The sequence below is a fragment of the Stenotrophomonas sp. Steno-C17 genome (assembly GCF_056393165.1).
The window spans coordinates 128984-142559 of the sequence record NZ_JBWJPD010000003.1 but is presented as its reverse complement, the minus strand read 5'-3'; the positions used below and the strand labels follow the sequence as shown (position 1 = coordinate 142559).

13 protein-coding genes and 1 tRNA gene are annotated in these 13576 nt (G+C 65.8%); 12 read left to right on the top strand and 2 right to left on the bottom strand.

The features are described 5' to 3' along the window. Positions 1-87: 87 nt before the first annotated feature. The 3 genes from AC06FA_RS03975 to AC06FA_RS03965 are packed head-to-tail and all read left to right on the top strand — an operon-like array spanning position 88 to position 3164. Positions 88-1971, top strand: a complete 1884-nt coding sequence (locus AC06FA_RS03975; protein WP_478067209.1) for a M61 family metallopeptidase — start codon at positions 88-90, stop codon at positions 1969-1971. Continuing rightward, complete coding sequence (locus AC06FA_RS03970; protein ID WP_478067208.1) at positions 1968-2630, top strand: lysoplasmalogenase; 663 nt, start codon at positions 1968-1970, stop codon at positions 2628-2630. The genes AC06FA_RS03975 and AC06FA_RS03970 overlap by 4 nt, the downstream gene beginning before the upstream one ends. Before the next feature lie 27 nt (positions 2631-2657). Beyond that, a complete protein-coding gene (locus AC06FA_RS03965; protein ID WP_478067207.1) occupies positions 2658-3164 on the top strand; it encodes a hypothetical protein in 507 nt (168 codons plus the stop codon). A gap of 195 nt (positions 3165-3359) precedes the next feature. On the opposite strand, the gene AC06FA_RS03960 is transcribed toward AC06FA_RS03965, so the two are convergent. Together AC06FA_RS03960 and AC06FA_RS03955 are read right to left on the bottom strand one after the other, a co-directional pair. Beyond that, positions 3360-6146 carry a TonB-dependent receptor domain-containing protein gene (locus AC06FA_RS03960; RefSeq protein ID WP_478067206.1) on the bottom strand — a complete coding sequence of 929 codons (2787 nt, stop codon included), beginning with the start codon at positions 6144-6146 and terminating at the stop codon, positions 3360-3362. An 11-nt stretch (positions 6147-6157) separates the two neighbouring features. Next, entirely contained in the window at positions 6158-6979 is an 822-nt protein-coding gene (locus AC06FA_RS03955) for a FecR family protein (protein ID WP_478067205.1), read from the bottom strand. A 193-nt stretch (positions 6980-7172) separates the two neighbouring features. Here AC06FA_RS03955 and AC06FA_RS03950 point away from each other — a divergent pair, with 193 nt between their 5' ends. The 9 genes from AC06FA_RS03950 (at position 7173) to AC06FA_RS03910 (ending at position 13555) form a co-directional block, all read left to right on the top strand. After that, positions 7173-8177, top strand: a complete 1005-nt coding sequence (locus tag AC06FA_RS03950) for a 2-hydroxyacid dehydrogenase (RefSeq protein ID WP_478067204.1) — start codon at positions 7173-7175, stop codon at positions 8175-8177. A gap of 36 nt (positions 8178-8213) precedes the next feature. Beyond that, positions 8214-8289, top strand: a tRNA-Thr gene (locus tag AC06FA_RS03945). 147 nt (positions 8290-8436) lie between these two features. Beyond that, a complete protein-coding gene (locus tag AC06FA_RS03940; RefSeq protein ID WP_197581583.1) occupies positions 8437-9210 on the top strand; it encodes a hypothetical protein in 774 nt (257 codons plus the stop codon). Between the two features lie 37 nt (positions 9211-9247). Continuing rightward, positions 9248-10177 carry a hypothetical protein gene (locus AC06FA_RS03935; RefSeq protein ID WP_197581585.1) on the top strand — a complete coding sequence of 310 codons (930 nt, stop codon included), beginning with the start codon at positions 9248-9250 and terminating at the stop codon, positions 10175-10177. Positions 10178-10402: 225 nt separating this feature from the next. Next, entirely contained in the window at positions 10403-10651 is a 249-nt protein-coding gene (locus tag AC06FA_RS03930; protein WP_434988717.1) for a hypothetical protein, read from the top strand. Between the two features lie 126 nt (positions 10652-10777). Then, complete coding sequence (locus tag AC06FA_RS03925; RefSeq protein WP_478067203.1) at positions 10778-11449, top strand: DNA N-6-adenine-methyltransferase; 672 nt, start codon at positions 10778-10780, stop codon at positions 11447-11449. Beyond that, positions 11442-12230, top strand: coding sequence for a DNA methyltransferase family protein (locus AC06FA_RS03920; RefSeq protein WP_197581593.1), 789 nt, complete (start codon positions 11442-11444; stop codon positions 12228-12230). The genes AC06FA_RS03925 and AC06FA_RS03920 overlap by 8 nt, the downstream gene beginning before the upstream one ends. Further along, positions 12223-12885, top strand: a complete 663-nt coding sequence (locus tag AC06FA_RS03915; protein ID WP_031421652.1) for an N-6 DNA methylase — start codon at positions 12223-12225, stop codon at positions 12883-12885. Before AC06FA_RS03920 ends, AC06FA_RS03915 begins: the two co-directional genes overlap by 8 nt. 499 nt (positions 12886-13384) lie before the next feature. After that, on the top strand, positions 13385-13555 hold the full coding sequence (locus AC06FA_RS03910) for a ribbon-helix-helix protein, CopG family (protein WP_140222693.1): 171 nt from the start codon (positions 13385-13387) through the stop codon (positions 13553-13555). Positions 13556-13576: the final 21 nt, after the last annotated feature.

Below are 13576 nucleotides of genomic sequence, written 5' to 3'. Positions count from 1 at the left end.
CCTTACCGCGACCATGACCTTCGGCCATGGGGCCGCACGCCCTACAGGCCTAGCATCGGTACCTCTACCGTTGCTGGAACCTGCCTGATGAAGACCCGTGCCCTGGTGATGTCCGTGCTGTTCGCGCTGGGCGCTGCGCCTGCGCTGGCGCAGACCTCGCCGCCGGGCGATGCCGCCGCCCCCGGCCTGCTGCGCATCGATGTGGACGCGCGCGACCTGGCCCGCCGCATCTTCAAGGTGACCGCCACCGTGCCGGCCAAGCCGGGCCCGATGACCCTGCTGTATCCGCAGTGGATTCCCGGCAACCATTCGCCCACCGGCCCCATCGACAAGCTGGCTGGCCTGCGGGTGACCGCCAACGGCAAGCCGCTGGCGTGGCAGCGCGACCAGTACAACGTCTATGCGTTCAAGGTGGACGTGCCCGAAGGCGTGAGCGAAATCGTCGCCCACTTCGATTTCCTGTCCTCGCAGGGCGGCAGCCAGGGTCGGGTGGTGATGACCCCGGAAATGCTGAACCTGCAATGGAATGCCAATTCGCTGTACCCGGCCGGCGTGGATGCGCGCAACCTGCAGGCGCAGGCCAGCGTGACCCTGCCCAAGGGCTGGGGTTACGCCACCGCACTGGAAACCGCGCGCCGCGACGGCGACACCGTGGTGTTCAAGCCGATTGCCTACGATCACCTGGTCGATTCGCCGCTGTTCGCCGGCGAGCACCACCAGCGCATCGACCTGGACCCGGGCGCCAAGGTGTCGGTGCACCTGAATGTCTTCGCCGACGATGCCAAATCACTCAAGCCCACCGAGGCGCAGATCAAGCTGCACCGCGCGCTGGTGCAACAGGCCGACAAGCTCTACGGCGCGCGCCACTACGATCACTACGAGTTCCTGCTGGCGCTGACCGACCGTCTGGGCGGCATTGGTCTGGAACACCACCGTTCCAGCGAGAACAGTGCGGCCCCCGGTTACTTCACCGAATGGGACAACAACGCGTGGATGCGCGACCTGCTGCCGCACGAGTACACCCATTCCTGGAATGGCAAGTACCGCCGCGGCGCAGACCTGGCCACCGCCAACTTCAACACGCCGATGGGCGACAGCCTGTTGTGGGTGTACGAAGGCCAGACCCAGTTCTGGGGCCAGGTGCTGGCCGCGCGCTCGGGGCTGTGGTCGGTCGAGCAGGCCCGCGACATGCTGGCCAACGTGGCCGCCACCTATGATCGCGGCCGTCCCGGCCTGGCCTGGCGCCCGCTGCAGGACACCACCAACGATCCGACCATCGCCCAGCGCCGCACGTTGCCGTACCGCAACTACCAGATGAGCGAGGACTACTACTCCGGCGGGCAGATGCTGTGGCTGGAAGTGGACGGCAAGCTGCGCACGCTCAGCGGCAACCGCCGCAGCCTGGACGATTTCGCGCGTGCGTTCTTCGGCGTCGGCAACGGCGACTGGAACGTCAACCCGTACACCTTCGATGACGTGGTGGCGACCCTGAACGGCATTGCGCCGTACGACTGGGCCAGCTTCCTGCGGCAGCGCCTGGATGGCCAGGGTTCGCTCACCGGCGGCCTGGCGCTGGCCGGTTGGAAACTGGTCTACCGCGATACGCCCAATGAGGCGTACAAGGCGCAGGAGAAGCGCGCCAAGGCCGCGTTGCTGACCTATTCGCTGGGCGCCACCGTGATGGACACCGGCGTGGTGGGCGATGTGATCTGGGACAGCCCGGCGTTCAATGCAGGGCTGGCACCGGGCATGCGGGTGATTGCCGTGGGCGGGCGCGAGTACAGCAGCGAACGCCTGAAGGACGCGGTAGCCGCCGCGGCCAAGGACAAGGCGCCGATCATGCTGCTGGTGAAGCAGTTCGACCGCATCGACAGCATGACCATCGATTACCACGGCGGCCTGCAGTACCCGGTGCTGGAGCGCATTGCCGGCGCGCCTGATCGCCTTGCGGATCTGTGGAAGGCGCGATGAGCTTCGGCCGCCGCGATGGCCTGATCCTGGTGGTGGCCGTACTGGCCATCATCGGCGCGTTCCTGCAGGGCGAGGGGCGGTGGCTGCACTGGTTTGCCAAGCCGGCTACCACGCTGCTGATCGCCGGCATTGCCTGGCAGGCGCGCCCGGCGGCATCACCGTTCTATCGCCGTGCAGTGCTGGCCGGCATGGGATTGTCGTGCCTGGGTGATATCGCGCTGATGCTGCCGGTGGATGCGTTCGTGCCGGGCCTGGTCGCCTTCCTGCTGGCGCACCTGTGCTACATCGCCGCGTTCCGCGACGGCGTGCACGCAGGGCGTGGATTGCTGGCGGCCGCACTGCTGCTGGGTGCGTTCGCCATGGGTAATGTGCTGGCGTTGTGGCCGCACCTGCCGGTGCCGCTGCGCATTCCGGTGTTGGCCTACGTGGCGGTGCTGGCTTCGATGGCCGTGTTGGCGCTGGCGCGATACTGGCAGCGGCCGCTGAAGCAGGCAGGAAGCGCGCGTTGGGCCGCGGTAGGCGGTGTGCTGTTCGTGGCCAGCGATTCGCTGTTGGCATGGGATCGCTTTGGCGGCGGCCTGCCGGTAGCCGGCCTGCTGGTGCTGGGCACGTATTACGGCGCGCAGTACGCCATCGCCCGTTCGGTGGCCCGCGCGTGATGGGTCCGCTGTGGCTACCATCTTCGGATGGATACTGAAAACGACGCACTCGCTGCCGTCATCGATGCAATTCGATCGGGCTGGTCCCACCCTCGGGTTGCCATGCATCCGGGCGGCGCGAGCCCGTTCCTGCTTTGCTCTTCCTTCGTGCAACGCACTGCCGAGGTATCGGAGCATCCGCGATTTCCGCGCTGTCCCGCGCAACTGCGTGCGTTCTGGGATGCGTATGTATCGGCCCATCTGTTCAAGGATGAGCAGTTCGGCCAATGGGGCGTCGAGTTGCTCAGCGCTAGGGATTCATCTGAGCGGACGGACGAACTGGCCCTTTCACGTCCTTCGGATTCCCGGGGTGGTGATGTCGTGTTTGGCCGCTTCCTGGGTGACTCTGATCTACTTGTGATGGACGCTTGCGGAACGGTACTGGTTTGCCAGCCGCTCGATGGTAGAGGCGACTGGCCAGTAGTGGCCAGTTCACTTGCGGAGTTTCTCTCGCGGCTTTGCGAGGCTCAAGGCGCAAAGTACTGGGAGCGTTGATGGCGAGGCAACGACAATCGCGAACGCCAGCCCGTAGAGTCGAGCCATGCTCGACTGCGCCTTTCGTAGAGTCGAGCTTGCTCGACTTCGCATTTCGTAGAGTCGAGCTTGCTCGACTGCTGTTGGCAGAAGCAGTCGAGCATGGCTCGACTCTACAAAAGCCGGTCGAGCAAGCTCGACGCTACGCAAGGCGGGTCAGCGGAACTGCAGGGTGAACAGGAAATACCGGCCCAGCGGATCATCCAGCCCGGCCACTTGCCCCCCACTGCCCGGCAAATAGTTCACCGGTTCGGTGTCCAGCACGTTGTGCACATCCAGCGCGGCCACCAGGCGCGGGCTCAGGCGGCGCGCTACGTGCAGGTTCCAGCGCAGCTGCGCCGGGTTCGTGCAATGCCCCTCACCACGCTGTTCGTCCGGGCAGGTTTCGCCGGCCAGCCAGGCGCGCATGCGGCCTACGCGGTTGCCGCGCAGGGCGATATCCCAGTTCGGGTTCTGCCATTGCACGGTCAGGATCGCCGCCCGTTCCGGCGTGGCATGGCCGCGTAGATCCACCGCAGCTTCATGGCTGCGTTCGCGCTTCAGTTCCTGTTGCTTCAGTGCATCCAGCGCGAACTGCCATTGCCCGTTGGCACCACTGTCGATGCGGTATTCAGCGCGCAGCACCCAGTTGCGCGAGGTGGTGCGGCCGATGTTGTCGAAAGACAGGCGCAGATCACGCAGCCGGCCTTGTTCGTCCAGTACCCAGGTATCGCGGTTCCACAGCGCATCACCCGGCTGCAGCGCCAGGATCTCGTTGTGCAGCTCCACGATGTTGTGGGTCAGGGTCAGGGCGAACGCATCGCTGGGCGTCCAGCTGGCGGCCAGCGAATGGCTGCGCGAGGTCTCGGCCTTCAGCGCATCGTTCTCCACCACGTCCACCTGCACCGCGCAGCCGCCGCCGCGCAGCGTGCGAGCGCAGGGGGGCAGGGTGTCCGAAGCGGGCAGGGCGACCAGGCCGAAATAGCCCGGTGGCCGGCGCCGCTCGAACAGGCTGGGCGCACGGAAGCCGCGGCCACTGGCCAGCAGGAACGACCAATGCTCGCTGGGGCTCCAGCGCAGCCCGGCGCGCGGTGAAAACGCGGTCTGCCCGGCATCGCGGTCCACGCGCGCGGCCAGGTCCACGCGCAGGCTGTGCGCCAGCGGCAGTCCCAGTTCGGCATAGGCAGCACTGCTGTTGCGCGACAGTCGGCGCTGTTCCATCGGCAGCCCCAGCGCCAGCTCGCCCTTGCCCAGCAGCGGGTCCGGCTGCGAGGTCCAGCGTTCCTGGCGCAGGTCGATGCCGGTGGCCAACTGCGCCGCGCCGCCGGGCAGCGTCATCAGGTTGCGCTGCAGGCCCCACCAGCCCTGCCACTGTTCGGTGCGGCCACGGCTGTGGATGGTCGGAAACAATTCGTCGGCCAGACCGGGCGGCAGCGTGGAAAAGCCCGGCAGGAAATCGAAATCGCGCGCGGCTTCCAGCAGCTTTTCGCTGCGCACCACGCCATCGGTAATCAGGCTGACTTCGCTGCGCTGCGCGCTCACGCCGGCTTCCCAGCTGCGGCCCGCCTGCTGGCGGCCCATGCCCACGGTCACATCGCCTTCGCTGGCGTGCACGCGCGGCCGCACGCTGCCGCCGTCCTGCAGCACCACGTTGAGGATGGCCGTGCGGTTGAAGTTCAGTGCCACGGCGGTGGGGCCCAATTCAAAACGCTGGCGGTTGTAGCTGCCGCGCGCTTCAACATACGCGTAGCGCCCTTCGCCGCGTTCGTGGCGGTAGCGCAGATAGCCGGCCACGGTGTCCGACGCCGGCTGCAGCGAGCGCGGGCGCACGCTGTCGAACCAGCAGCCCTGGTCGTCTTCGCGCAGGGGCGGGTGGCATTCGCTGGCCGGGTAGTAATCGCCATTGGCCATCAGCAGGCCGATCGGATACAGCGACGTATCGGCATGCCAGTCGCGGCGATCGCCGGCCACGTGCTGCATGCGGTGCAGATCGAGGCCGGCGAACCAGCGGTCGCCATTGCTGCGCACGCCGCCGGTGGCGCCCTGCACGCGGTACTGCTGGCCGTCGCCGTGGCCACTGGCGCCGGTCTGCAGCATGGCCTCGCTGCCCTCGGCCTGGTCGCGCAGGATGATGTTGACCACGCCGGACATGGCATCGGCGCCGTAGATGGCCGACGCCCCCCCGCGCACCAGTTCGATGCGTTCGATGAAGCTCAGTGGCAGGCCGCCCAGATCGGTCAGCGCGCCGTCGGCCAGCGACACCATCGGATAGCGCGGCAGGCGCCGGCCATTGACCAGGAACAGGGTGGCGCGCGGGCCCATGCCGTCCAGGCTGGTGGTGGCCGCCGCGCCCACCGGCAGGTACAGCGAATCGCCGCCGCGTGCGGTGCTCAGCGGGGTGTGGCCGTTCATGCCGGGCAGGTGGCGCAGCAGGTCGAACAGCGTGCCGTAGCCGCTGCGCAGAATGTCGTCGCGGTCGACAACGGTCACCGGCAACGTGGTCTGCACCGAGGTGCGCGGCAGGCGGCTGCCGGTCACCTGCACCGGTGCCAGTTCCACCTGCGGCGCTGCCGGGGGCGGCGGGGCCGGCGCAGGCGAGGGCGCTTTCACCACGGGGGGAGGCGGTGCCACGGCATGCCGGCGCAGCACGTAGCCGCCGGCCGGGGTCTGCAGGATGTTCACCGGCATGCCGGCCACCAGCTGCTTCAGCGCCGCGGCAGGGCTCTGCCGGCCCTGCACGCCGGTAGTGCGCAGGTCAGCCAGTTCACGGGCATCGAAGATCAGCGATACGCCGCTGTGCCGTGCCCAGGCCTGCAGTGCCGGCACCAGCGGGCCGGCGCCAATGCGGTACTCGCTGCTGGCGGCCGGTTCGCCGGCGTGCGCCATGCCTGCCTGGCCCGGCACCACGGCCAGGCACAGCAGGGCCAGCAGCAGCCCCGCGCGCAGCGCCTGCGCGGCCGGCATGCGGCGCGGCCTCAGTACACGCGGCGCAGTTCCAGCGCGCCATCCTTGCGCGGCTGGCCAGCGATGGACCACCCCAGCTGCAGGGCGGACAGCAGTTCATGCGCATCCCCTGCGCGGAAGCTGCCGCTGACAGCCAGATCGGCAATGTCCGGGTCGGCAATCACCAGCGGCGTGGTGCCGTAACGGTTCATGCGCTCCACCACCACCGACAGCGGCGTGGCATCGAACACCAGATCGCCCTGCGGCCAGCCTTCGGCGGCGGCGGTGGTGGACAACTGCGGGCCCGGCTGGATGCGGCCAGAGGCCAGCACCTGCAACTGCTGGCCCGGCGCCAGCGTGTGCTGGGCACTGCCGCTGGTCACTTCCACCGCGCCTTCCAGCAGCGCCACTTCCACCCGGCCATCGTTCAGGCGTTCCACCTGGAAGGTGGTGCCGATATCGCGGATGCTGCTGTTGCCGGCCTGCAGGCGCAGGGCCCGCGACGACGGTGCCACTTCCAGCTGCACGCGGCCCTGGTCCAGCCGCAGTTCACGCGTGCGCCAACCGAAGCGGGCGCTGAGCGCGCTGCCGGCATCGAGCGTGGCCACGCTGCCATCGGCCAGAATCTGCCGCTGCACGGCATGGGTGGCGTTGGCGTACACACGGGTGGACGGATTGCCGTCCATGTACAGCAGCCAGCCTGCCGTTGCGGCCAGGCCGATGCCGGCGGCCACCGCCATCGGCAGCCAGCGGCGCCGAGCGGGGTGGCCCGCTGCCTGAGCGCTGTCGCGCGGTGCGGCGCGTGGCGGCTGTTGCTGTACCAACGTTCCTTCCTTGTTCTCGTTGCGAATCATTCGCAGTCTCCATGGTGGTGGAGAGGATTGCGGCCCAGCTCCTTGCGTAGCCCGCGCAACGCACGGGCACAGTGCGGATTCTGCCTGAGCGCGCGGGGCGGTTGAAGTGCCGGCGGTCATGCTGCGGTGAACGGCGCTGCGGCCGCGGCGCAGGCGCGCTATGGTCAGGGCAGGATTCCCTTCAGGCCCGCCCATGCAGATCGCCGTATTCAGCGCCCGCCCCTACGATCGCCGCTTCCTGGCCGAAGCCAACGCGCAGCACGGCGCGGGGCAGGGCCATGAACTGGTCTACTTCGATGCTGCGTTGGACCTTCACACCGCGCCCCTGGCGCAGGGCTGCACGGCGGTCTGCGTGTTCGTGAACGACCTGCTGGATGCGCCGGTGCTGCAGGCCCTGCACGCCGCTGGCGTGCGCGCGGTACTGCTGCGCTGCGCCGGCTTCAACAACGTGGACGTGGCCGAGGCGCAGCGGCTGGGCCTGTCCGTGGCGCGGGTGCCGGCCTATTCGCCCGAAGCGGTGGCCGAGCACGCGCTGGCGCTGGTCATGACCCTGAACCGGCATACCCACCGCGCCTACAACCGCGTGCGCGAAGGCAACTTCATGCTGGACGGCCTGCTGGGCCGCACCCTGCATGGCCGCACGGTGGGCATCGTCGGCACCGGCAAGATCGGCCTGGCCACCGCCCGCATTTTCCGCGGCATGGGCTGCACGGTGCTGGGGCACGACCCGTATCCGTCCGCAGCGTTCGCGGCGGTGGGGGAGAGCGTCGCGCTGGATGAACTGCTGGCGCGCGCCGATATCGTGTCGCTGCATTGCCCGCTGACGCCGGACACCCATCACCTGATCAACGACGCCTCGCTGGCGCGCATGAAGCCCGGCGCGATGCTGGTGAACACCTCGCGCGGCGCCCTGGTGGACACCCACGCGGTGATCCGCGCGCTGAAGTCGCGGCGGCTGGGGCAGCTGGCCATCGACGTGTACGAACAGGAAAGCGCGCTGTTCTTCCAGGACCTGTCCGGTGAGATCATCGACGACGAAGCCTTCCAGCGCCTGATGACCTTCCCCAACGTGCTGGTGACCGGCCACCAGGGCTTCTTCACCGTAGAGGCGCTGCAGGAGATCTCGGCGATCACGATGGGCAACCTGGCCGATTTCGCCGCCGGGCGGGACTGTGCCAACCAGGTGCGGGCGGATTGACCGCAGGGCTGGGCTGCCCGTAAAATCGCCTGCTCAGCCGGAATAGCTCAGTTGGTAGAGCGGCGCATTCGTAATGCGTAGGTCGTAGGTTCGATTCCTATTTCCGGCACCAGTTTCAAGGTTGCAAAAAGCAGTAAAATCAAGGGGTTGGCCGGGTATCCGTCCAGCCCCTTTTTCTTGCCACCCCCGGTCCATCCCGGGAAAAACAGGGATTTCCAGGGATCGTTTTTCCCCACTTTTTCCCCAGCCCATGACCGGAATGCTGCCCATCCTGCGCGCCATGTTCCCCGACAAGCCGCTCTTGTCGGTCGAGGACGTGGCGCGGGTGCTCAACCGAACGGGGGCCGGCGGCTACGAGCAGACCCGCGAGCAACTGGCGGCCGGCGTCATCGTTCCGGGCCTGCGCAAGCTGGGCGGCAGTTGGCTGGTCCCGGTGACCGCGCTCGCCGAGGCGCTCGACGGGCTCACAGACACCGACGCGGCCGGGCAGGCCACCCCCAAGGCTCCCCCGGCCCGGCACACGGTTACCCGTGCCAACCCCATCGTTCCGCGCAAGGGGGGGCGGGTCCCTGACCGGGCCAAGCACATGGCACTGGCCGACATGACGTCTTTGGCCTTTGCGTTGGCCACCTTCGACGCATCGGCGTTTTGGGGCGAGGTGCTGGCCGTGCTGGGGCAGCCCTTGCCGCGCCCTGCGCTGACCGCAACGCCCGCCGACTGCTTCGCCGAGCTTCAGCCCTGGGTGCGGCAGAACGGGCGTTTGGTGGGCCATGTGCAACTGCTGCCCATCGAGGAGCGCGACAAGGCCCTGGCCGAGGGCGAACTCTGGGAGGCCCCCCTGGCCGAGGCGCTGCTGGAGCCTTGGACCAGCGTCGCGGCGCGCGAGCCATTCGATGACGCAATGGAGGCGGCACAATCCGCGTTCCAGGCGGCGTGGAGGGCGGTCCGGAACCAAGCTCGTGCGCAAGGCTTGGACGACGGCCTGCCGCCCGCGGTGGGTCCCAGCACCCCCCGAAAGCCGTTCCGGTTCTGACCGGCCACCATCGTCATTCCACCCATGCGGCAAACCCATGTCCCTTGATTCCAAGCAGGAAGCGGAAACACAGCTGTTAAAACGCTACAGAAAAACCTGGGGCCAAAAGCACCCGGCGTTCCTGGCCGGCGAGGGCGTCTCCTGGAAGCGCCTGAAGAACGACATTGACCAAGAGGCGAAAGCGGCCAAGGCGAAAACGAAGGTGGAGTTGAGCCCGCCGTGGACATCGGCGCAGGCCGCTGGACTTCTGGGAATCAACCAAAAGGTTTTCCGGGTTCTCGCAACGATGGACAGCGAAACAGGTCCGTTGCTTGCAGACGATGGCAAGCATGCGGCCATTGGCCTGCCCCGACTCCTGGAATGGGCAGAAGGGGTGAGGGGCGCCCCCAAGGTTCGCCGCTGGCGTGAGTCTCGGCGCGATGAGGACTTGCTTGGAGCAACCGTCAAAAGGCCAGCGGCGACGTTCCAAGTGGTCAAAAAAACCCAGATCCGCCTGGGGCTGGTGGAAGGCAAGGTGTCAACGCTGGACCTTTCTGACCTCAGTGAAGAGGAGAGGGCTGCACTTGCAGCGCTGCTGCGTGGCGCGCGTGGGGCGCTCCAGCAGGACGAGCGGGGCGTGGTGATGTTCATGCAAAAGCAAGCCACGCTGCCCGAAGCGTTCACGCTGCCCTGGGCGGACGAGGCGCTGAAAAAGGATTGCGCGGGACGCTACAAGGAGCTGCTGGAAAGCGCCCAGGGCGAGCTGGCCCAGCTCCTAGCCCGGGTGGAGCAAGACATCCGAAAAGCCCGTGAGGCGGTTGCTCAAGAGGAAAGCCCAACCGCCCAAGCCGTCCAGGCGGCAATGCTGGACATGTGGGGGGAAGAGGAGCGCGACGTGCAGATGCTTCAGTCCGAGGTTCGCGAGGCATTGTTCGATTTGACCCTGCCGGCTGCCACAGGTCAGGCTCGCAAGCCGTGCCCGTTCTGACCGGAGGCTGGAGCATTTCTCGCCGGCTACCCGTCGGCTCGGTCTTGGGAGAAAAGGCAGGGAGGCCGCGGCTTCCGCCGCAGCCTTGTTCACCAGCTCAAGCCCCAGGTCGCCCTTGGGGCTTTTTTTGTGGCCGCACGGGAAAGGGGCAAGCGCCCCTTTCGGGCCCGATTCCCATGTCCTGATCGATAGGCTGGCGCCACACCAATCGACGCAGACACCGCCATGCAGCCGCTCATCCTCTCGCTCGACCCCTCGCTCTCGACCCACTTCTCCACCCTGACCCCGCAGGTCCTCATCGACGCCCTGGCCGACGCCTTGCCTCAGGCCCTGGCCCAGCTCGCCGCTGACACCAGCACGTCGGTCATCGTGCCCAACCGCGACATGCGCGGCCTCCACCCCGCCCAGGTGCTCACCCTGCAGCTGGCAACGCTGGACAGCTTCTTGGACGTCCAAGACGACGCTAACGGCTAAGCCAGCAGCGCAGCAGTAACCCGGGCCGGGTCTGGCCCAATCCCCTCAAACCCTTTCGCGAAACGCGGCCGACCAGCCGTGCTGGCGGAGCTTTGCCCAAAAACCCCTCAACCCTGGAGATTTTCCATGAACGATGTTGCTCGCCCCCTCCCTGTTTCGACCAAGCCGAAGAAGCCTTCAAAGAAGCCCAAGCAGACCGCGCTTTCACTCGCCGTTGCCAACAACGTGGGCTACGACCGGGCGCCGGAAGGAATCACGACCGAGACTTGGCTCACCCCGCCGAAGATCGTCCGCAGCCTGGGTCCGTTTGACCTGGATCCCTGCACCCCGCAGCAGGGCATGCCCTGGCGCACGGCCACCCGGATGCTGAAGCCCAGCGACGACGGGCTCAAGACGCCCTGGCCGAAATCGGCATTCGTGTGGATGAATCCGCCTTACGGTGGGCACAAGAACAGCCCGACCTCGCAGCACCGCTGGATGGAGAAGGCCGCAGAGCATGGCAACGGGATTGCCCTTGTGCTGGCGCGGATGGAAACGAGCTGGATGCAGGAGTCGGTGCTCAACCACCCCAGCGTTTCAGCGGTGGTGTTCACGAAGGGGCGTCTGTCGTTCTGCCGCCCGGATGGGACCCTGGGCACGAGTTGCCCGGCGGGATCGGTGTTCATCGGCTACGGTGCTGAAGCCGCGCGCAGGCTCAAGCGGGGAGTGGAGTCTGGCCTGATTCGCGGAAGCTACTTTGACATGGCCCGCGTGGGCCGGGTGGCGGGCGCTGACGTGGGGGCGGCCAACGATGAGTAAGCGCACTTCGAAGAAGGCAAAGCCGACCTCACCCCGCGATGCGGCTTACCAGCGGTTGCTGAAGGCCGTCCAAACCATCCCCGGGGATTCGCCCCGGGAAAAGATGCGCAAGTTCACCGCGCTTGCGCTGAAGGTTTGCGTTCTCAAGCAGGCCGAGGAGTTGTTCACCTGGGGATATGGGCCCTTGGTCGCCTGGTGTGACTTGACGCTGCTTGGGACCGATGTGGATGGGTCCGAGGATTGGTGCCTCGAAGCGGGCCAGGCCTACGGCGGCGCAGTGGAAACCTTCGAGCCGTTCGAATGCATCCTGGGCCGGCTGTTTAATGAGTTGGTGTGGTCAGGGAAAAAGAACGACGCTCAACATTTCACCCCCTGGGGCTTGGCGATGGCTTTGAACGCCTTTGCTCAAGCGCCTCAAAAAGACGAGTGGCCCATGGGTGACCCCACCTGCGGAGCCGGCACGCTGTTGCTTGTGAAGCTTCACGAACTGGCCGGGAAGGATTCGAAGGCCCTTCGGGGGCTTACCGTGAAAGCGAACGACCGCGATCCGTTGTGCGCTGCGATGACCGCACTTCAGTTGCTGTCAAACCAGTTGATCTGGCGGATGCCCATCGGGCGCGTGGTAATCGAGTGCAAAGACATCATCACCGAATACATGGAAATGCGGGTGGTGTTTTGGTCTCTCACGCGAGATCGGTTCATCGCCATGGATGAGGAGATCCGGCTCGAGAAGGCCAACCGGATGACGGGCGCTGACATGGGGGCGGCCAACAATGAATGAGGTCACTGCGCTTGTGAAGGCCATCCGCGCCATTCCTTCCACTCCTGGCAAGCCGTGGAATCCGCGGGTTGCATTCGAAACGTTCGTTCAGCACGCACTGATGTCGATGGCACATATCCACGCAGACACCAAGGGTCACCTCGACACCAAAGTCCTTGCTTTTGGACCCTTGAAAAAAAATGTCGAAGAAGCGCCTGAAGTGGTAGCAGCCATCAACGCTTACATCAAAGCGGTCTTCGCAAGCAGGCCGTTTGACGATGTCCTGGGACGGGTCCATGCCGAGCTGCTGGCCAGGAAGGGTGGAGAAGGGCTGGGTCAGTCTTTCACTCCCGGCGATCTTCTCGATCTGGTTCAAGCCCTTGCCACCAGGCATCGGCCTGGTGGGAGCGGAGCCAAGGTCTACGACAGCTGTTGCGGCGCGGGTTCGCTTGCCCTTGCCGCGATCAGGAGTCAACTGAAACACCTTCCAAGCGAAAAAATCCTGGTGCTGGCGGGGGACATCGATCCGTTGTGCGCAGCGATGACGGCTTTGCAGATCCACGCGAATCAAACGTTTCATTTCTTGCCGCTTGGGGCGGTCAAAGTCACGGTGGGGAACGAACTGATCGGTCCCAGGCGCCCCGGGTTTTGGTCTCACTTCCACCTCTACGAGTAGAGGCCGGAGGCCCGCCTTTCCCTCTTCACGACTCGGCGGCGAGCAGCCGCCGGCTCTTGCTTCAAGCCGCTTTTGCTCTTGTTTTTCCTAACAGGTAACAAGCACCTGTTACCCCCTTGTTACCCGTGAAAGCCTTGTCCCATAAGGAGGTAGCAAGGGGTAACAGGGTAACGGGTGGATCGCGAGCTCCCGATGGATGTATGCATGGATGTTGTGAGCGGTGAGTGGATTTTTCTTGCGTGGATCTCTTAAACCACTTGTTACCTTGTTACCACCTGTTACCCCCAGTAAACATAAGGGTTTGAAGGGTAACAAGTGGGTAACAAGCACTTGTTACCTCCAAGGCTGATGCTTGAGGTATTTCACACTTTCAAGTGTTTCTGGGGCATCAAAAGCAGAAACGAACATCCGTTGGCGCGAGCCCTTGCCAGTTCCGTAAAGCCTGCTTAGATGGATTTGTGGCCACAACAGGACCACAAATCAAGAAACGGAGCAGGCAGTGAAGACGAAACGCGAAAAGACCGCACGGGATGAGTTGTTGAAGGCCCGGGTCAGCAAAAGTTTTAAGGCGTTGGTGGAGGAGACGGCGGTGGCCCGTGGGCAAACCCCTTCCGAGGCCATGCGTCAGGCGCTTCAAGAGTGGGTGCATCGCCCCAGTCAAGCGGCATAAAAAACCCCGGGTGCGAACCGG